At 62.1% G+C, this 17,593-nt stretch carries 19 protein-coding genes and 2 pseudogenes; 6 read left to right on the top strand and 15 right to left on the bottom strand.

What is annotated here, in order from left to right; genetic code table 11:
* Together GSQ88_RS30735 and GSQ88_RS30730 are read left to right on the top strand one after the other, a co-directional pair.
* Positions 1-160, top strand: a pseudogene (locus GSQ88_RS30735) (ribonuclease activity regulator RraA); the annotation flags it as partial.
* Positions 161-183: 23 nt separating this feature from the next.
* Positions 184-588, top strand: coding sequence for a (R)-mandelonitrile lyase (locus GSQ88_RS30730; protein WP_159011696.1), 405 nt, complete (start codon positions 184-186; stop codon positions 586-588).
* Between the two features lie 35 nt (positions 589-623).
* Here the strand turns inward: GSQ88_RS30730 and GSQ88_RS30725 are convergent, their stop codons facing one another.
* Positions 624-983 carry a hypothetical protein gene (locus GSQ88_RS30725; protein WP_159011694.1) on the bottom strand — a complete coding sequence of 120 codons (360 nt, stop codon included), beginning with the start codon at positions 981-983 and terminating at the stop codon, positions 624-626.
* A 142-nt stretch (positions 984-1,125) separates the two neighbouring features.
* Here GSQ88_RS30725 and GSQ88_RS30720 point away from each other — a divergent pair, with 142 nt between their 5' ends.
* A complete protein-coding gene (locus GSQ88_RS30720) occupies positions 1,126-1,812 on the top strand; it encodes a spermidine synthase (protein ID WP_159011692.1) in 687 nt (228 codons plus the stop codon).
* 131 nt (positions 1,813-1,943) lie between these two features.
* On the opposite strand, the gene GSQ88_RS30715 is transcribed toward GSQ88_RS30720, so the two are convergent.
* From GSQ88_RS30715 to GSQ88_RS30700, 4 genes are all read right to left on the bottom strand, one after another.
* Positions 1,944-2,747, bottom strand: coding sequence for a DUF2147 domain-containing protein (locus GSQ88_RS30715; protein ID WP_159011690.1), 804 nt, complete (start codon positions 2,745-2,747; stop codon positions 1,944-1,946).
* A gap of 210 nt (positions 2,748-2,957) precedes the next feature.
* A complete protein-coding gene (locus tag GSQ88_RS30710; RefSeq protein ID WP_159011688.1) occupies positions 2,958-3,734 on the bottom strand; it encodes a transporter substrate-binding domain-containing protein in 777 nt (258 codons plus the stop codon).
* Positions 3,735-4,758: 1,024 nt separating this feature from the next.
* Entirely contained in the window at positions 4,759-5,289 is a 531-nt protein-coding gene (locus tag GSQ88_RS30705; RefSeq protein ID WP_159011686.1) for a hypothetical protein, read from the bottom strand.
* Between the two features lie 185 nt (positions 5,290-5,474).
* Entirely contained in the window at positions 5,475-5,654 is a 180-nt protein-coding gene (locus tag GSQ88_RS30700; RefSeq protein WP_246785137.1) for a hypothetical protein, read from the bottom strand.
* A 250-nt stretch (positions 5,655-5,904) separates the two neighbouring features.
* On the opposite strand from GSQ88_RS30700, the gene GSQ88_RS30695 reads away from it, so the two are divergent.
* Positions 5,905-6,117 carry a hypothetical protein gene (locus tag GSQ88_RS30695; RefSeq protein WP_159011684.1) on the top strand — a complete coding sequence of 71 codons (213 nt, stop codon included), beginning with the start codon at positions 5,905-5,907 and terminating at the stop codon, positions 6,115-6,117.
* A gap of 46 nt (positions 6,118-6,163) precedes the next feature.
* On the opposite strand, the gene GSQ88_RS30690 is transcribed toward GSQ88_RS30695, so the two are convergent.
* A complete protein-coding gene (locus tag GSQ88_RS30690) occupies positions 6,164-6,460 on the bottom strand; it encodes a septal ring lytic transglycosylase RlpA family protein (RefSeq protein WP_159011682.1) in 297 nt (98 codons plus the stop codon).
* A 184-nt stretch (positions 6,461-6,644) separates the two neighbouring features.
* Here GSQ88_RS30690 and GSQ88_RS35405 point away from each other — a divergent pair, with 184 nt between their 5' ends.
* Positions 6,645-6,812: a hypothetical protein gene (locus tag GSQ88_RS35405; protein WP_210253931.1), complete on the top strand. Its 168-nt coding sequence runs from the start codon at positions 6,645-6,647 to the stop codon at positions 6,810-6,812.
* 437 nt (positions 6,813-7,249) lie between these two features.
* Here the strand turns inward: GSQ88_RS35405 and GSQ88_RS30685 are convergent, their stop codons facing one another.
* The 6 genes from GSQ88_RS30685 to GSQ88_RS30660 form a co-directional block, all read right to left on the bottom strand.
* Positions 7,250-8,674 carry an amidase gene (locus tag GSQ88_RS30685; RefSeq protein WP_159011681.1) on the bottom strand — a complete coding sequence of 475 codons (1,425 nt, stop codon included), beginning with the start codon at positions 8,672-8,674 and terminating at the stop codon, positions 7,250-7,252.
* An 85-nt stretch (positions 8,675-8,759) separates the two neighbouring features.
* A complete protein-coding gene (locus tag GSQ88_RS30680; protein ID WP_159011679.1) occupies positions 8,760-9,749 on the bottom strand; it encodes a hydroxyacid dehydrogenase in 990 nt (329 codons plus the stop codon).
* Positions 9,750-9,807: 58 nt separating this feature from the next.
* The gene (locus tag GSQ88_RS30675; protein WP_159011678.1) at positions 9,808-10,908 is read right to left on the bottom strand and encodes an ABC transporter ATP-binding protein; all 1,101 of its coding nucleotides are present in this window, start codon (positions 10,906-10,908) and stop codon (positions 9,808-9,810) included.
* 5 nt (positions 10,909-10,913) lie between these two features.
* The gene (locus tag GSQ88_RS30670; protein WP_159011676.1) at positions 10,914-11,828 is read right to left on the bottom strand and encodes a carbohydrate ABC transporter permease; all 915 of its coding nucleotides are present in this window, start codon (positions 11,826-11,828) and stop codon (positions 10,914-10,916) included.
* The gene (locus tag GSQ88_RS30665; protein ID WP_159011675.1) at positions 11,828-12,766 is read right to left on the bottom strand and encodes a carbohydrate ABC transporter permease; all 939 of its coding nucleotides are present in this window, start codon (positions 12,764-12,766) and stop codon (positions 11,828-11,830) included. Before GSQ88_RS30665 ends, GSQ88_RS30670 begins: the two co-directional genes overlap by 1 nt.
* 56 nt (positions 12,767-12,822) lie before the next feature.
* On the bottom strand, positions 12,823-14,163 hold the full coding sequence (locus tag GSQ88_RS30660) for an ABC transporter substrate-binding protein (RefSeq protein WP_159011673.1): 1,341 nt from the start codon (positions 14,161-14,163) through the stop codon (positions 12,823-12,825).
* A gap of 467 nt (positions 14,164-14,630) precedes the next feature.
* On the opposite strand from GSQ88_RS30660, the gene GSQ88_RS30655 reads away from it, so the two are divergent.
* Entirely contained in the window at positions 14,631-15,344 is a 714-nt protein-coding gene (locus tag GSQ88_RS30655; protein WP_159011701.1) for a Spy/CpxP family protein refolding chaperone, read from the top strand.
* A 282-nt stretch (positions 15,345-15,626) separates the two neighbouring features.
* On the opposite strand, the gene GSQ88_RS30650 is transcribed toward GSQ88_RS30655, so the two are convergent.
* The 3 genes and pseudogenes from GSQ88_RS30650 to GSQ88_RS30640 form a co-directional block, all read right to left on the bottom strand.
* Positions 15,627-16,028 (bottom strand): VOC family protein, encoded by a 402-nt coding sequence (locus GSQ88_RS30650; RefSeq protein WP_159011671.1) that lies wholly within the window; start codon positions 16,026-16,028, stop codon positions 15,627-15,629.
* Between the two features lie 87 nt (positions 16,029-16,115).
* The gene (locus tag GSQ88_RS30645; RefSeq protein ID WP_159011669.1) at positions 16,116-17,303 is read right to left on the bottom strand and encodes an acyl-CoA dehydrogenase family protein; all 1,188 of its coding nucleotides are present in this window, start codon (positions 17,301-17,303) and stop codon (positions 16,116-16,118) included.
* 29 nt (positions 17,304-17,332) lie between these two features.
* Positions 17,333-17,593 (bottom strand): annotated as a pseudogene (locus tag GSQ88_RS30640) (MFS transporter); the annotation flags it as partial.

Here is a 17,593-nt window from a genome sequence, read left to right as displayed (position 1 = left end):
AATTCCGAAGGCGTTCCTCGATCTGATTCTGGCTGAGGGCGCCGAGCAGGAGCGCATGGAAGCCTGGATCGTCGATCAGGTGAACGGCGGCGCCGAACTGCCGGGCCTCTATCCGATGAACGCCGAGACCAAGGCGCGCTACGCGGCAACCAAGAAATAACATCAGCAAGGAGAGGTAACCCCATGGAAATTCACGCAGCAGGCTCACGCCCGACCCGTCTCGCGGCGAAGGAAAGCTTTACTGGAACAGTGTGGCAGGATCCGATTATCACCGCGCAGGCACCCGCCCGCGTCAACGCCGCCCGGGTCGCATTCGAGCCAGGCGCACGCACGGCATGGCATACCCATCCGCTCGGGCAGACGCTGTATGTGATCGCCGGCGTCGGCCGCTTCCAGAGCAAAGGCGGCCCGGTGCGCGAGATTCGGGCAGGTGACGTCGTTTGGATTCCGCCAGGAGAGAAGCACTGGCATGGCGGCGCGCCGACGACCGGCATGGTCCATATCGCCATGCACGAGACGCTCGATGGCAACCATGTGACCTGGATGGAGCACGTCACCGACGCTGAATATTCCGAAAAGGTCGGATAGCGCCCGGCATCGGCGGCGACCGTGGTCGCCGCCGATCAAATCCGCTGCGCGGTCCAGGTGCCCGAGCACATCGCGCCGTGCCAGGTGCCCGATCCCGACGTGGCGCTGAGGCGGCCGGAGCCTATCGCCTGCTTGATGCCGCTGGTCAGGGTGACGCTGATGCCACCGGCATCGGCGACATGGCCGGATGCGCTCACCATGGCATTGGACGACTCGACCTTGCCATTGGTGATGCCGATCGAGACGCTTGCGCCGTTGGGGCAGGCGGTTCTCGTCGAGGCGATCTGAACATTCCATTGGCCATCGAAACTGGCCGCGGCCGCCGGTGTCGCGATCGAGGCTCCGATCAGCATCAGGATGCGCGCGGCAATCGTGGTTTTGCAGAAATAGTTCATGACGTTCCCCTTTGTTCCGATGCGAACAAGGTCCCACATCGGGACATCCCGGACCGTGATGGGGGTCACACGAACAACGGCGTGAGGCAGATGTTGTCTCGCGAGTTATTTTACGAACCTTGCAACGGCAGAGAGGCATCGCATGATTCCGTGGTTGCAGATCGATACGGCGCGCGTGCCCGGTGCCGACGTCGAGCTTCGCTTGATGCGAAGGGGCGAAGAGTTCTCGATGATGCTCGGCCAGAACGAACTGATGAGCAGCCGGCTCAGCGGATCGGAAGAGGCGCTGGCGACGCTGACCTGCAAGAAGATCGAGGCGGTCAAGCGTCCGCATCTGCTGGTCGGCGGCCTCGGCATGGGTTTTACGTTGCGCGCGGCGCTCGCGGTGTTGGGCCAAGATGCGCGGATCACCGTCGCCGAACTGGTGCCCGCCGTCATCGCCTGGGCACATGGGCCAATGGCCGAGCTGTTCGGCAACAGCCTGACCGATCCGCGCGCCAGCATTCGCGAAGCCGACGTGGTCGATGTCATCAAAACCTCGCCGTCGGCGTTCGATGCCATCCTGCTCGATGTCGATAACGGCCCGGAGGCGCTGATCCGCAAGGCCAATGATGCGCTCTACGATCTCAACGGGTTGAGAGCGATCCGCGCCGCGCTGCGGCCGGGCGGCATCCTCGCGGTCTGGTCGTCGGGGCCGAACATCGCCTTCACCAAACGGCTTCGCGCGGCCGATTTCGACGTCAACGAAGTCGGCGTGCGCGCCACGACCAAACGCAGCGGCGCACACCACATCATCTGGTTTGCGACCAAGGCCGGCACCCAAAATTAGCAGTCTTTTATTTTGACGCGTTTTCTACCGCAGATAAGTCTACGCAATCTGCGCAGATTGCTATGCGAACCGGTGCCCACGGAGCCTGTCATCGGGCGCGCATTCGCGCGACCCGTTGGCTCGAAAACGCTCTAGTTCACGCGGCTCCAGGTCTGGCCGCCGCAGAACATGCCGCCGAAGGCGCAGCCTTGCACCCGCAGCGTATCGGAGCCTTTCATCGCGAGTGTGGAATCATAGGTGCTGCCGGTGTTCGGATCGAGAATCCGGCCGCTCCATTTGGAGTCCTTGGCGGGCTTCATGTTGATCAAGACCTGCTCGCCGTTCTGGTTCGACTTTTTGTCGACGGAATAACCGCAGAGATTGGCGCCGCATTGCTCGATTCTAACCTGGCCTTCCTTTTCCTCGGTCAGCCACAGCCCAAGCGGCGTAGTCGAGGGCTGCGCGGTTGAGGTCGGCGCCGCCGCGGCCTGCTTTTGAGCCGGTGCGGGTGGCGGCGGAGGCGCGGTCACAACGGCGGGCGCAGGCGCGGACGGTGAAACGGCCGGAGCTGTGTCCTGCGCGGGCACGGTTGCCGGCGTGTTGGCCGGAGGCGGCGGCGATGTGGCGGCATCCGCCGGTGCGACGTTGGCCGTGGTGGTTGACGGATCGGGCGTTGCGTTCGCCGGCGCAACCGCCGTGGAGGGCGCGGCATCGGGTTGGACCGGCGCCAGCGGTTCGACCTTGGCCTGTTCGGGCGCCTGCTTGCGCGGACGGCCGCTGTCGCGATCGCTATGCGCGTGCTTTCGCCGGCCGGTATTATCATAGACGCCGGGGATCGAAACCGTGCCGCGATCCGGATCGATGCGAATGGTCCGTCCGCCATAGTCGAAGGTATACTGAGCCTGCGCGGCGGTGCTCGCGAGCAAAAACGCGGCCAGGGCGAAAAGCCTCTTCATCATAACCTCCAGGGCAGGGCAATCCCGGTTCGACCCTACACGTCGGAAAAATTGGCTACGTGATTTGGATCACGTTCAAATGTTAAGTCGTAAGCTAACGGTTTCGGTTCAATGCATCTGGCGGTAGTCTAGTTTGGCTGCACGCGCGTCGTCAATTTCCAACCCAATCATTCGTCTTGCGCATCATGCCGGCAACTTCGCAGCGAGCAACTATTCAAACCAGGCCGCATAGATTTTCCGGGTGCTGCCGTCTTCGCCGGCCGTGCGCAGCCATTGATCGACGAAGGCCTTGAGCGCGGCGTCGCGCTGCAACCAGTAGGCCTTCTCGGCAAAATCGAACGGCTTGTCGGGATGCACGGCGCACAGCACGCCGGGATGAAGCTTTTGCTGGTATCGCGTCTCCGAGGCGTCCGTCATCATCAGGTCGGCGTCCCCCTTGGCGATTTCGTCGAAGATCGTGACATTGTCATTCCAGGTTTTGATCTCGGCGGTTTTGATATTGGCCCGGGCAAATCGCTCATTGGTGCCGCCGGGATTGACGATCACGCGCGTGCCCGGCCTGTCGATCTCGGCGATGGTGTCGTATTTGTCTTTATCGGCGCAGCGCGCGATCGGCGTCTTGCCCTCGCGCATGATCGGCGTGGAGAACGATCCCTTTTTCTCCCGGTCCGGCGTGATCGAGATGCCGCCCATCGCGATATCGAAATGGTCGGCTTCGAAATCCTTCGTCAGTTGCGGCCATGCGGTCTGGACATATTGCACCTTGACCCCGAGCGCCTTGCCCAGCGCCTCCGCCATATCGACGTCGAAGCCGCGAAATTGTTGCGTCGTCTTGTCGAGATAACTGAAGGGCAGATAGTCGCCGGTCATGCCGACCCGCAAGCTGCCGCGTTTGACGATGTCGTCGAGGCGGGAAGGTTGCTGGGCCTGCGCGGCGGTGGAGACCAGCAACAATGCAGCGGCGAGGGCAGCGAGAATTCGGATCATGCGAGAGGATGCCTTTGAGGGAGTTTGTGGTCAAATAAGTGCCGCGTCGCAGAGTTTCATCTCATCGTCGTCCCGGCCTTGCGCCGGGACCCATAAGCCCTGGAGTCGATTGTAGCAAAAGGCGTCTGCTCCAGTGCCGAAACGAGAACACACGGCATATGGGTCCCGGCCTTCGCCGGGACGACGTGTATAGGATCGCGTTCGTGCAAAGCCGGTACACACTTCCGCGTTCTCGCGACAGCATTCGCCCGAGGTTTGCAAATCATTCGCCCAATCAAAGAGAGGGCGCAGGGAAGACCGGGTGCGCGCTGCAACCCGCGGTCTCGCGTGCAAAGATGCTTGTGGAAACGCACACGAGCATACAGGTTCAGCGGAAGCAGTCCGGCCTTCCCTGCGCAATGGTTTTACAGCTTATATCGTGCTCTCCCCGGCGAGACCTGGCTTGTTTGTCACCGTCGTCCCCAAGAAGCGCGAGCCTCTCAAGAACTTGACACCTGCCATCGGGGCGTCAGGACCACACGACTTTGCCGTACGCTTGCGCCACGCTCGTCAGTCGCAGCACTCGCGTCCACCGCTCCCCGCCCCAACGTCAGTGACGATGGCCAACGCCCCCTCTCTCGGGACGGGATGGCAAGGAATAAGCAAGTGATTTGGGTCTGGAGTCAAGGACAATTTCTGAAAATCAGAAATGGCGTGGAGATGATCCAATCCGCCCGTCAATCCCACAGCGGATAGATGATTGTTGATTGAATCGGCCGCGATTTCCCTGCACCTCTCCCATCGAAGTCGGATGTATCCGACTTCGACAAATATTGATGCCCAACTCGGGTAAACCCGAGTTGGGTGGGAGAGGTCGGCGCCAACGGGTCGCGCGAATGCGCGCCCGATGACAGGCTCCGCGCCGGGTGAGGGGTTAGGGCCTCTCGTTTGGTATAAGAGCCCTCACCCGATTTGCACCGGACGATGCTTCGCACCGCCGGGAGCAAATCGACCTCTCCCCGCCGGGGAGAGGTGAAGGGAAGCCCTAGCTCTCGCCGCTGTCGTGCCGCGCCAGGTTTGCCGCCATGGCACGCCCGGTCATTTCGCTTCGAAGCTGATCGAACTTGCGCTGCGCTTCGTATTCGCGATCGTCGACCATCCGGACGGCGGCATCGCGCGACATCGGTCCCGTCGCGATCGGTGCGGAATTCTCGCCGATGGTCTCATCGACATAATAGTCGTCGTCGGCATGGTGACGCACGGTCCATTTGAAACGGATCGCGGCGATCGGGCCGGGACCGATTTTCGAATAGCCCTCGGCCTCGACCATTTCCGGAGCGAGGGGCTTGTCCTCGACGACCAGAACTTCTGGCTGGGAATGGACTTCTGGCTGAGGATCAGCCTCCGGCTCGCGGTGGGCTTCCAGCTGAAGATCGGCCTCCGGTTCGCGATCGGATTCCGGTTCGCGGTGGGCTTCCGCTTCACGGTGGGTTTCCGGATCGCGGCGGGATTCCGAATTATCGAGGATGCTGGCGATCGCCGCCAGCGCGTGATCGGTCGGGTCATTTTGACTCAAGGATGTGTCCCTCCAGAGTTGGCCCCCGTCAGCGGGAGAGCGCTTCCCGCCGACAGTGCCGGTATCCCAGGGTTCTCCCCGAATGCGGCCGAGTTTTGTCGGCCGGGAGCCTTTTCCGTTCGGATGGATCGGAACGGGGCTTTGGTCTTTTGTTTTGAGGTATTTTCTTTGCGCCAACCGGTGCGCTAACTCGCAAACACGGTGACGATCCAGCGCTTCAGTGAGCCGTCGCCATGTTCGTTGACCGAACGGACCATCCCCGTGACAGTCGATCCCATCAGCGTCAACGTTGCCGTTTGGCCGCGATACTGAGCATAGCGGGCGCGTCTCGCCTCGATCGGATCGGTCGTTTCGATGGTCTGCATGATTGTGCCGGTGGTCGCGGTACGCGAAACAATTCCGCGATCCGCCAAAAGCTATCAGCGAAACATTAAGCAATGATTCCGGTGCGCGTCGGCGGACTCAAAACGGGCGATGGGTGCTCGCGGCGGGACGAACCCCCGATAAGCAGTGATTAGTGGGGATAATGAGAACCAGCGCATTGCCAGCTCTTTAATTTTGCCTTCGGGCGCTCAAGATCGGCAACATCAACCAGCCAATCATTGGAGGTCCGACATGCTCGTTCGCCCACGGGATTTGGCAGACCGGATGTCTGGCCGACAGCGGCCGACGATATTCACGCTACCGATTGAAGCCGCCCGTCTGAAAGCCCGCGAAATCCTCGATCAATTTCCGCAGGCAGGATACGCGACTGTCGTTGAAAACTGGCGGCAGCTTCCCGACGGCCGGATTGAGTTCGCGATGCGACATCTGCCGACTGCCGACTGATCTGACGGACCTTGGCTTCATACCGGTTTTTTCGTTTGAGGGCCGGCTATTCCACCGAAACGCGAATGACACCCGACCCCAGCATGCCGAGCGCGCGAGCTGCGCTCGTCGATACGTCGATGACGCGCCCCCGAATGAAGGGGCCTCGATCATTGATTCGGCATCTTATTGAACGGCCACCGCCTGTAACGGTTACGATGCTTCCGAATGGTCTGGTGCGATGGGCGCAGGTCATTTCGCCATTATGACCTCGGCCGCCGTAGTAGGAGGCGAGGCCGGACTCGGCTTCGCATACGGAAGCCGTCAGGAGAAAAAAGACAGTGGTCAACGCGGCTCGATACACGACGCGCTCCTAAGCAACTAAATAATGAGTCATAAGCTTCCGATGGAAGTAAAGTTCCCAAGCCCGCGGGCGTTGCTATGTCAGGTATCGGACAAACCCAACAGTACCAATGCTTTTTAATGAAAGCAGAGACTTCCCTTTGAGTTTTCTGGACTTAGATTGTCCCCAAAACAGGGAGGACGTCATGAATGATCACCGCTGCCCAAAGTGCAAAAAGCTCATGATGGCAATGACTGACCGGACTGGCAAAACCCAGCTCCGTTGCGTGAAGTGCGACAAGGTGGATCCCATGAAAACCGATGCGGTGAAATGGGCAAACAGTGGGCTTTCCGGCCCAACGAACGCGCCCTGAAATTACTGCGGGGCGATTGTCATCTATCGAAAATGAAATTTCAAACCGAGACGCGACCCGATTTGTTCTTGGAGAACGAACAGGGGGCGGGTTTTTTTACTCAGCCAAAAGTAAATAATTGAAAAACAAAAGGCCACACGGGCGTTACACCGCGTAGCCTTTTGCGAGACTGTCCCCCATGGCCCCCCTTGGGATTCTGCCTCATCCGCATAGTGTGCGGGTGACCGGGTCTGTCCAGCCCTACGGGGATTTACCCACAGAGTCAGTGATCGTGCCGAAGATCATCAGCGCAGCATGACGGCACGGTCGCGCACGCTGATGCTCACGATAAGAATCCACCGCGGCCTTTACCGAGATCGGGGCCTAACGCGTTTTCTTCGCGCGAACCGGCGCCCATCCCGGATCAAGTTCGGGATAGGCTTTCGCTGGAAAACGTCCTACGCGCAAACCGGCGGTGGTTTGTCCTTCCAGGGGCGGCTCTGCTCGAGCTGTGCCGCCAGACGAAACAGCGTGGCCTCGTCGCCAAAGCGCGCCGCGAACATCATGCCGAGCGGCAATCCGGCCTTGTTCCAGGCCAGCGGCACCGACATCGCCGGCTGGCCGGACATGTTGAACATGCTGGTCCCCGGCATATAGCGGCGCAGGATCGGCAGGATGTGCGTTGGATCTTCCGACATCGGATTGAGTTCACCGATGCGCAGCGGTGGCGTGCACAGCGTCGGGCACAGGAAGACGTCGATGTGCGCGAAAAAGGCCGCAAGGCCGCGCGAAATTTGAAAGGCGGCAGACTGCGCCGCGACATAGTCGGTCGCGGTTTGCCCCTGCGCATTTCGCGCCATTGCGAGGGTCAATATCTCGAAGTCGGCCGCCGTCATCGCGCGGCCGAACCGCAGTTCGGCCATCCGCACGCTGAGCGCGGTGTTGGCGCCGACGATGGCGCCCATCACCGGCCCGGGATCGGCGGCCAATTCAGGCGCGCGCTCCTCGACGTGATGGCCGAGTCCTGCGAGCAGCGTTGCGACATCGCGCACGGCCGCGGCGATCTCGGGATCGATCACGTCGCCATAGGGCGATTTGTCGGAAAAGGCGATGCGGAGCTTGCCGGGATCGCGGCCGACTTCCTGTGCGAACGGCCGCTCCGGCGGCGGCGCCACATAGGGGCTCGAAGCTTCGGGCCCACACACCGCGTCCAGCATCACGGCACTATCGCGCACGCTGATGCTCACGACATGCCCGCAGGCGAATCCACCCCAGCCTTCGCCGCGATCGGGGCCGAGCGGATTACGTGCGCGGCTCGGCTTCAGGCCGAACACGCCGGATGCGGAAGCAGGAATCCGGATCGAGCCGCCGCCGTCGCTGGCATGCGCGACCGGAACAATGCGGGCGGCTACCGCCGCGGCCGCGCCACCGGATGAACCGCCGGAGGAATGAGCGAGATTCCAGGGATTGCGGGTCGGCCCGAACAGCCGGCATTCGGTGGTCGGCAACAACCCGAACTCCGGGCTGGCGCTTTTGCCGAAGATCGTCAGGCCCGCGTTGAGGAAACGCTGGGCGAGGGTGCCGGTGTGGTCGGCGACGTTGTCCTTGAAAACGCTGGCGCCGAAGGTGGTTCGGGTGCCCTCGAGGAGGTCGAGGTCCTTGAGCAGGAACGGCACGCCGGAGAACGGGCCATCCGGCAGCCCTTTGTCGATTTGCCGACGGGCATGGTCGTCGTGCCTGACCACGACCGCGTTGATCGCAGGGTTGACTTTTTCCGTGCGCGCAATCGCTTCGTCCAGCAGCTCGGCAGCGCTGACCTGTTTGGTGCGGACCAGATCGGCAAGGCCTACGCCGTCATACTTGCCGTATTCCTTGAGTGCCATCTTGATCCCCCCGCGATGCCAACGCCTTTTTCGTCGCGCCGGCCGCGTCAACCGCGACCAGCCGGTTATGCGCGGGCCGCGCTAGCTAGCCGAGCACGTCGTGGTTGATGACGTTCTGCCGGATCGGTTCGCCGTCGAGCACGCTCAGAATGTTGAGCGCGGTCTGCTCGCTCATGCGGTCGACGGCTTCCCTTGTCACGCCGGCGACGTGCGGCGCGATGATGACATTGGGCAGCTCGAACAGCGAGTGGCCGTGCGGCGGCGGTTCCTGTTCGAACACGTCGAGGCCGGCACCGGCTAGCTTGCCGGACTTCAGCGCGTCGTACAGCGCGGCTTCCTCGACAATGCCGCCACGGGCGGTGTTGATGAGATAGGCGGCAGGCTTCATGCGACCGAGCCGCGCGGCGTTGAACAGTCCGATGGTTTCCGGCGATTTCGGGCAGTGGATGCTGACAAAATCGGCATGGGGCAGGGCGGCATCGAGATCGCCAACCGGCTCGCAGCCGGCGGCCTTGATCTCGGCGGCGGCTTTGAAGGGATCAAAGACCTGAACATTCATTTCCATCGCCAGGCAGCGCTTGGCGGTGCGGGTGCCGATGCGGCCGAAGCCCACGATCAGAACGGTCTTGCCGTAGAGGTCATAGGGCAGCCGGCCGAGCCGGGTGGCCCATTCGCCGTTCTTGACCAGGGAATGCATCTCCGCGCCGCGCTTGGCGAGCGTCAGCATCATGAACAGCGCCTGTTCCGCCACCGACGGCGAATTGGCCGATCCCGCCACCATCAGCGGCACCTTGCGGCGGCTCAGCGCCGGCACGTCGACGGCATCGAAACCGACGCCGATCCGGGTCACCACTTTCATGTCCCTGGAAGCCTCGAGCTCCGGTTCGCCGAAGCGGGTGGCGCCCAGCGCCACGCCATGAACCGGCGCCTGCACCTTCAGGAGCGCTTCGAAATCCTTGGCCGAGATCATGTTGGGAAATTCGATCAGTTCGATATCGTCCCGCTCTTTCAACAGGGCCCGTCCCGGCTTCGACATCGATTCAGTGATGAGGATTTTCTTCTTGTTGGTCGTCATTGCAGTTTCCTTGCCCCGTTCCTGGTCGGGCCGTTGGGCTCTTTTTGTTATGCGGCCGTCAAATGACGGCGCCGGTGCCCTCGTTTAGCAGGTGCATATTATTGAGGTCTACTGCCAATCGAAGCGGCCCAGTGGCCCGCGCGCCGGCATTGGGACTGACCCGGCCGCAAACTTGCGTCCCTTCCAGGGTAAAATAGACAAAGGTCTCCATGCCCATCGGTTCGGTCACGTCGAGCACGGCATCGAACGGCTCGACGCCGGGCTCGGGATGCGCTTTTGCCTCGGCGATATGTTCGGGCCGCAATCCGAGCAACAGTTTTTCGTTGCGCGCGACGCTCTGATAGTGCGCTGCGCGGGCCGGCGGCAGCGCAAAGGCGATCCGGTCGGTCAGCCGGACATGGAGCTGGCCGCTGGTCTCCTCGAGCCGGCAGGGCAAGAAATTCATCGCGGGCGAGCCGATGAAACCCGCGACAAAGCGGGTGGCCGGGTGGTGATAGAGATCGTTGGGCGTGCCGATCTGCTCGATCCGGCCCTTGTTCATGACCACGACCCGGTCGGCCAGGGTCATCGCCTCGACCTGGTCGTGGGTCACGTAGACCGTCGTGGTGCGGACCTTCTGGTGCACCTTCTTGATCTCGATCCGCATCTGCACGCGAAGCTTGGCGTCGAGGTTGGAGAGCGGCTCGTCGAACAGGAAGACCTTCGGATTGCGCACGATGGCGCGGCCCATCGCGACGCGCTGGCGCTGGCCGCCCGACAGTTGCTTGGGCTTGCGGTCGACCAGTTCGACGATATCGAGCATCCTCGCTGCTTCGTCGATCCGGGTCTTGATCTCGGCCTTGGGATAGTGCTTCAGCCGCAGCCCGAACGACATGTTTTCGGCCACCGTCATGTGCGGATAGAGCGCGTAATTCTGAAACACCATGGCGATGTCGCGATCCTTTGGCGGCACGTCGTTGACGACGTCGCCGCCGATCATGATGTCGCCGTCGGTGATGTCCTCCAGCCCCGCGATCATCCGCAGCGTGGTGGATTTTCCGCAGCCTGACGGCCCCACCAGCACGACGAACTCGTGGTCGGCGATGTCGAGGTCGATGCCGCGCACCGCCTCGACATCGTCATAACGCTTGACCACCTTACGCAACGTCACATCGGCCATTGAGTTCAACCCTTTGTCGCGCCGGCGGTCAGGCCGGCGATGTAATAGTCCATCAGGAAGGCGTAGATGATCAGCGGCGGGGCCGCGCCGAGCAGGGCGCCGGTCATGATCTGTCCCCAGTTGAACACGTCACCCTTGATCAGCGTGGTGATGATGCCGACCGGCAGCACCAGCTGGTCGGTCGCCGTGGTGAAGACCAGCGGATAGAGATATTGCGCCCATGAGACCGTGAAGGCGAAGATGGTCGCGGCGATCAGGCCGGGCATCGCGACCGGAATGAAGATCCGCGTCAGGGTCTGGAACCAGGACGCGCCGTCGATGATCGCGGCTTCGTCGAGTTCCTTCGGGATCGACGCGAAATACCCGATCATGATCCAGGTGCAGAACGGCACGGTCAGGGTCGGATACACGATCACCAGCACGTACCATTTGCCGATCAGGTGAATGCCAGTCCAGTCGCCGAACACCGCGAACATCTTGAACAGCGGCAGGAACAACAGCGTGTCCGGAATGAGGTAGGTCAGGAACACGCCGGTCGCCAGCGTCGCCGAGCCCCAGAACCGCATCCGCGCCAGCGCAAACGCGGCCGGTACGCTGATCAGCATGGTGATGGTCACCACCAGGATCGAGACCAGCGCCGAGTTGCGGAAGAAGGTCAGGAACTGGTTCGAGGTCAGCAACTGGACGTAGTTTGCCAATGTCGGGTGAAACACCCACCATGGATTGGTCGCGGCCGAAATCTCCGCGCTGCTCTTGAGCGAGGTGATCAGCATGTAGATCGGCGGCACCAGCGAGAAGATCGCAAACAGGGTCAGGAAGAAGTACGACCAGCGCAGCGCCCAGGTGCGGTCGCGGCTCATGCTGCCATATTTGACGGTCCGCGTCGGCGCCGCCTTGTCGATGACCAGGGTGCTCGCCATCAGGCTTCGTTCCCGCGCTTGTTGATGTCGCGCAGGATGAAGACCGCCGCGATCGCCAGGATCGGCACCATGAACAACGACACGCTGGCGCCCAGCGGCAGGTCGCTGCCTTCGATGCCGACCCGGAACGCCCAGGTCGCGAAGATATGGGTATGGTCGAGCGGACCGCCCGCGGTGAGGATGCGCGTGATGTCGAAATTGGCAAAGGTCACGATCAGCGAAAACAGCGTCGTGATCGCGATGATGTTGCGCATCATCGGCAAGGTCACGTACCAGATCCGCTGCCACCAATTGGCGCCGTCGATCGCTGCGGCCTCATAGAGCTGCTCCGGCACCGATTTGAGCGACGCCAGATACATGATCATGAAGAACGGCGCGCCGAACCAGACATTGACCAGGATCACCGAGAAGCGCGCCCAGTTGGGCTCGCCGAGCCACGAGATCGGCCCGATTCCGAAAAACGCCAGCGTATAGTTGAAGGCGCTGTAGGACGGATCGAACAGCCACAGCCAGGCCAGCGTACTCATCGCCGGTGGGATCACCCAGGGCACCAGCAGCATGCCGCGCCATTTGCGCTGGCCCTTGGCGGGAACGTTGTGGACGAGATGCGCGACGACGAAGCCGATCAACGCTTTGAAGAACACCGCCGAGAGCGCGAAGATGCAGGACTGCTTGACCACCAGCCAGAAGGTCTCGCGCTTGAACAGGAACTCGAAATTGCCGAAGCCGACGAAGCGCTGCATCGATTTGTTCAATGTCGCCAGATGCAGCGAATAGAATGCGGGATAGACCACGAGAATACCGACCAAAAGGATCAGCGGCAGCGTCATCAGGAACGCCGCCGTCGATTTCCGCTTCAGCGCGACCCGCAGGCTGGCGCGTTTGCGCGTCGATCGCGCCGGCGCGACGCTGTTCGGCTGAAATGCGACATCAACCATGATCTTCCTCGCGGGGTGACGGGCTTTTGCGGCAGAATATTCAGAAGCTTAAAACATCAGCTCCGCATGTAGCCTTCGCACTCGCCCTCGGCCCAGGCCAATACGTCTTCCATCTTCTCGCCTTGCGAATATTTCAGGCACATCTTGGTCTGCAGTGCCTGGGTGTAGATCTGCTGGGCGATCTTCGGTGGCGCCGGCGAGGCTGCGATCGACAGCGTCTGATGGTTGTAGGGATTGGGATAATGGAACAGCGTTCCCTTCGGCGGTCCCTGTTCTTCCCAGACCTTCAACGTCGTCAGCTTGGAATAGGCCGGCAGGTCGTAGCCGCCGCTGGCTGTCACCAGTCTCTCGATCGAGTCCGGCTTCGACAGATGCACCAGCAGGCTCTTGGCCGCCTCCTTGTTCTTGGAGAAATTCCAGATGCTCCAGAAGTAGGGCAGGAACGGCGCGAACCGGCCTTTCGGGCCGGCCGGGAAACCATGGGTCCAGAGCTGTTCGGCGATTTGCGGCGCGTCGCGCTTGGCGACCGCCCACGCGCTCGGGGGATTCATGATCAGCGCGCCTTTGCCCGCGATCAGCCATTTGTTGTTGGAGGCGTCGTCCCAGGCCGCCACGTCCGGCGGCAGGAACGAGATCAGCTTCTTGTAGAATTCGAGGGCCTGCCGCACCTCGTCGGTCTTGACCGTGAGGTCGCCCTTGGCGTTGACGAGTTGGGCGCCGAACGACAGGAAAAACGCGCCCGCGCTATCGACATTGTCGGAGCTCTCGCCGAGCCCGATGCCGAAGGGGACGCCGCCCTTCTGGCAGGCTTCCGCCGCCTTCAGGAACGTATCGGTGGTCCAATTGTCGGCCTTGGGCGGAGCGCCCGCCGGATACATTTCCTGCACGTCGATATTGGCGAACTTCTTCATTAGATCGATACGCGAGCAGGGCCCCTTGATCTGGCTGCCGACACAGGCGGGAACGCCGAGCCATTTGCCGTCGAGCTGTCCGAGATATTGGACGGTGCCGTTGACCTCGCCGTTCTGCTTGATGATCGGCTCCATGATATCGTTGACCGGCTCCAGCAGGTCGGATTGCGCGTGCGACCACCAGGTCGGCATCGCCATGATGTCGTGACCGGATTTGGCTGCGGATTCGGCGGCAATCGTCACCAGGTTCTTGTTGCCCTGGCTCGTGATGTAGTCGATCGAAACCTCGACCTTTTCCTTGGCGGCCCATTCATTGACCAGGTCGGTCGAGGCCTTGTTGGCGCCGGGCACCCAATGGTCCCAAAAGCCCATGGTCAATGTGCCGGCGGCGCGCGCCGAGCGGACAAAGGGCGCGGATATCAGCGCCGCTGACGTGAGTGCGGTGGCGGCTACGAATTGTCGGCGAGACAGCTTCTTCCGTGACATGGCATTCCCCTCCCAAGGTGAACCAATGACCAGATAGAAATCCTGCTTTTCTTTTGTTTCTTGTTTGCTTGTTCGTTTTTCTTGTCTTGTTGTGTTCGTTTCTCCGCCGCCCGGTACGTCCGAGATGGTGCGCCGGGACACTTAACGGAGATTGCGTTGTCGCAATCAGAGCAGAATTGCAGTCGACTGTCGAGAAATCACCGGCCGCGGTTTCTAGAACTTACGTTGTGGTTCGCCAGGTTTCGACAATCGTAGCAGGCATTGCCCCGCCGGTGGATTCCGCAGAATACTGCGCTGCACACGCACGCCCGCGTCAGGGCGGGTGCGCGATTGCGCCGCAGGCTTGTCTTGTTCATCGGAACGAGGCCGCGCGACGGTAGACTTGCGCGGCGCGAAACCGATAATATTCGCGCATCGGCAGGTACGTATCTGCCGGATTCGAGATCGATCATGGAGACGAGATAATGATGTTGAGCCCGACACCATCGGCGCCTGGGCAATGGCGGTTGCGCATCGCGATTGGGGCAGTTGTCCTGACGCTTCTTGGCGCAAGCTCGGGCGTTAAGGCGCAGGGCTTGGTTCAGGGCGTGCAGCAGGGAGCGCAGGCCGGCAACAAGGCGGCCGGTCCGGTCGGTGGCGTGCTGGGCGGCGCGATCGGCGGGGTGGTCGGCGTCTTCACCGGCGTGCTCGGCGCCGGGCAACAGCCGGCGGCGACCCCAGCGCCGAACGGCGCCAAACAGCCCGGTTCGAACAAGGCGAGCAAATCAGCCAAAGCCGCCAAGCAGCCGCCGGCCGTGCTGACCCAGGAGCAGGGCGCGCCGCAACTGACCGCCGAACAGATCGTCAGCAACAGCGATGCCAACATCGAGCGGATCAAGACCGAACTCAATTTGACGCCGGAACAGGAGAAGAACTGGACCGCGTTCAACAGCGCGATGCATTATCTTGGCCACAATGGCGCCGATCGTCTCAATCTGCGGATTGCGCGCGCGCAACGCGACCCGCCCGACGACATGATCGAGCAAATGCGCAACGAAGCCCAGTTTCTCGACGACCGTGCCGTCGATCAGCGCAATGTCGCCGACTCCGCCGAGCCGCTGTTCACCAGCCTCGACGCCAAGCAAAAAGCCATCTTCATCGACGAGATGGTGCGCCTGAGCCATGAGCGCGGGCTCGACTGATCTTTACCGCGCGCGCCGCGGCGGCAAATAGCCGGGCACGCGTGCCCTGGGGTTGGGATTAAAAGGCGCGGCACCCGGCTATCCTGCCGCGGCGACGCGGCTTGCCAAATCCACACGCAAAATTGTGCAAACGCTGACTGCTTCGCGCCCGCCAGATGGCGGCGCGAAGGCTTTATCGGGAACCCGGCGGTTTTTCGAAAGCAAACACCCGGCCAGCAAAGCGCGGGCCGGGGTATCGAAGGATGATCGCCGAACGTCAAAATAGCTAAGGCTGTTGGAACCTTACGCCTTGGGGAAATTCAACTCGACGCCGACGCCATCGGGGTCGTACATGAAAAACTGGGTGTCGCCGGTGCGCGGCACGATGCTTTCGCGGAATGTGACGTTCCTGGATTGCAGCCGCTGGCGCACGCCTTCGGGATCGGTCGCCGCGAACGCGATGTGGTCGAGCCGGCCGGTGTCGTCGAACTTCTTCTCGGTGCCGCGCACCACGATGCCTTCACGCGGCTTGCGGGTGCCCATCAGGTGCACGGTGGCGACGCCGCCGGAATACAGCCAATAGCCCGGGAAATCGAGCGGCGGGCGATCGCCGTTCTCCAATCCCAGGACGTCGCAGTAGAAATCCCTGGTCTTTTCCAGATCGGACGGTTCGATTGTGTAGTGCTGTAGTGCGCCGAGAGGCATGGTTTCTTCTCCTTGGATCGATAGGGGGAGCTTTTTGTTTGAGCATGATCTTTCGGAAAACCGGTCTCCACTTTTCCGGATCATGCTCTAGACAAAAGTGAGATCGGCCTCGACGCCGAGCATCCAGGCGCCGACGGTTTCGAAATGGCTGAGCCGGCCCTGCAATTGCTGGGTCACGGTGTGGATGTCGCGAAAACGGCGCTCCAGCGGATGGTTCTCGAAGATCGCGGTGGCACCCGCGGCATTATAGGCGAAGTCGACCGCCTCGCGGGCTTTGTGGATGGCATGGGTCGCGGCCATCCGGATGGTGACGCGCTGTTCCACCGTGATCAGGTTGCCGGCCGAGAGCGTCTTCCAGACATCGGCCATCGACTGCAGCACGAAGCCACGCGCGGCGCGCAGATTGACTTCGGCCTGGGCGAGATTCGACTGCACCACGGCATTGTCGCGCAACGGGCTCTTGCCGCCGCGCACCACCTTGTTGCGCGCGACGTCGACGAAGCTATCGAGTGCGCCGCGCGCGATGCCGCAGGCCACGCCGGCAAAACCGACCTGGTAGCAGGTGCCCGATCCCATCCGGTACAGCGCGCCGTTCTCGCGGCACTCCTGGTCGAACTCGCGGGTGATCGAATGATCGGCACGAACGAAATAATCGTTCAGCGCGAACTGGTCGCTGGCGGTGCCGCGCAGGCCGACCGTGTTCCAGATGTCGGTCCATTGCACGTCCTCGGTGCGGACCAGCATGGTGCGTTCCTGCGGCAGGCCGTTGGCATCCAATCTGGGGGTGCCGTCGGCCTGGGTGATCGGGCAATGCGCGCCGAGCCACGTCGCATGGCGGCCGCCTGAGGCAAAGGCCCAGACGCCCGTCACCCTGTAGCCGCCGTCGCACTCGATCGCCGTGACCTTGGGACCGGGTCCCCACGCCAGCACCGCGCGCGGGTCGTTGCCGAAGATCGCATGCGCCACCGGCAGATCGAGATAGGCCGCCGACATCGCGCAGCCGCCGGCCTGGCTCAGGCACCAGGCGGTCGAGGCGTCGGCCCGCGCGATGGTCTCGATGACATGGAAAAAGGTCATCGGATCGGTTTCGATCCCGTTCGACGAACGCGGCAGCAGCAAACGAAACAGTCCCGCCTCATGCAGTTTGTCGAGCAGGGCCGGCGGCAGCCGGCGCGTGCTTTCGATCTCGCCAGAGGCCGCGGCGACGGCGCCGCGCACCGCCTCGGCACGCGAGATCACGTTTGTATCGCCCACAAGATCGGCTGAAGTCGTCATCGGCGTATCCCAAGATTCCCTGCTCGAGGTCAGGCCTGCCGTACCGCGGGCGTCGCCGCCTGTGCCATGCCGGCCGTCGCGGCCAGTTCACGGTCGATCTGCTCGATCGACTTGCCCCGGGTCTCAATGCCGAGGAAGTAATAGACCGCGCCGGCCATCAGGAACCAGCAACCGAGATAGATGAACGCCAGCGGAATTTCCGGCAGCGGCACGTCGGGCTTGAGGTAGTTGCCGGAGCCGACGATCAGCGCCAGCCCGACCGGTCCGATGATCTTGCCGATGCCGCCAAA

Source organism: Bradyrhizobium sp. S69, from assembly GCF_009766005.1.
Lineage (GTDB): Bacteria > Pseudomonadota > Alphaproteobacteria > Rhizobiales > Xanthobacteraceae > Bradyrhizobium.
The sequence above is the reverse complement of the archived record's forward strand: the minus strand, read 5'-3'. Positions and strand labels throughout refer to the sequence as shown.

Excerpts from the sequence above, each read along its gene's own strand:
- GSQ88_RS30715 (WP_159011690.1), bottom strand. The coding sequence starts at position 2,747 with ATGAAGAGGCTTTTCGCCCTGGCCGCGTTTTTGCTCGCGAGCACCGCC.
- GSQ88_RS30675 (WP_159011678.1), bottom strand. The coding sequence starts at position 10,908 with ATGGCCGATGTGACGTTGCGTAAGGTGGTCAAGCGTTATGACGATGTC.
- GSQ88_RS30720 (WP_159011692.1), top strand. The coding sequence starts at position 1,126 with ATGATTCCGTGGTTGCAGATCGATACGGCGCGCGTGCCCGGTGCCGAC.
- GSQ88_RS30710 (WP_159011688.1), bottom strand. The coding sequence starts at position 3,734 with ATGATCCGAATTCTCGCTGCCCTCGCCGCTGCATTGTTGCTGGTCTCC.
- GSQ88_RS30685 (WP_159011681.1), bottom strand. The coding sequence starts at position 8,674 with ATGGCACTCAAGGAATACGGCAAGTATGACGGCGTAGGCCTTGCCGAT.
- GSQ88_RS35405 (WP_210253931.1), top strand. The coding sequence starts at position 6,645 with ATGAATGATCACCGCTGCCCAAAGTGCAAAAAGCTCATGATGGCAATG.
- GSQ88_RS30645 (WP_159011669.1), bottom strand. The coding sequence starts at position 17,303 with ATGACGACTTCAGCCGATCTTGTGGGCGATACAAACGTGATCTCGCGT.
- GSQ88_RS30650 (WP_159011671.1), bottom strand. The coding sequence starts at position 16,028 with ATGCCTCTCGGCGCACTACAGCACTACACAATCGAACCGTCCGATCTG.
- GSQ88_RS30670 (WP_159011676.1), bottom strand. The coding sequence starts at position 11,828 with ATGGCGAGCACCCTGGTCATCGACAAGGCGGCGCCGACGCGGACCGTC.
- GSQ88_RS30700 (WP_246785137.1), bottom strand. The coding sequence starts at position 5,654 with ATGCAGACCATCGAAACGACCGATCCGATCGAGGCGAGACGCGCCCGC.
- GSQ88_RS30695 (WP_159011684.1), top strand. The coding sequence starts at position 5,905 with ATGCTCGTTCGCCCACGGGATTTGGCAGACCGGATGTCTGGCCGACAG.
- GSQ88_RS30660 (WP_159011673.1), bottom strand. The coding sequence starts at position 14,163 with ATGTCACGGAAGAAGCTGTCTCGCCGACAATTCGTAGCCGCCACCGCA.
- GSQ88_RS30725 (WP_159011694.1), bottom strand. The coding sequence starts at position 983 with ATGAACTATTTCTGCAAAACCACGATTGCCGCGCGCATCCTGATGCTG.
- GSQ88_RS30730 (WP_159011696.1), top strand. The coding sequence starts at position 184 with ATGGAAATTCACGCAGCAGGCTCACGCCCGACCCGTCTCGCGGCGAAG.
- GSQ88_RS30655 (WP_159011701.1), top strand. The coding sequence starts at position 14,631 with ATGTTGAGCCCGACACCATCGGCGCCTGGGCAATGGCGGTTGCGCATC.
- GSQ88_RS30665 (WP_159011675.1), bottom strand. The coding sequence starts at position 12,766 with ATGGTTGATGTCGCATTTCAGCCGAACAGCGTCGCGCCGGCGCGATCG.
- GSQ88_RS30680 (WP_159011679.1), bottom strand. The coding sequence starts at position 9,749 with ATGACGACCAACAAGAAGAAAATCCTCATCACTGAATCGATGTCGAAG.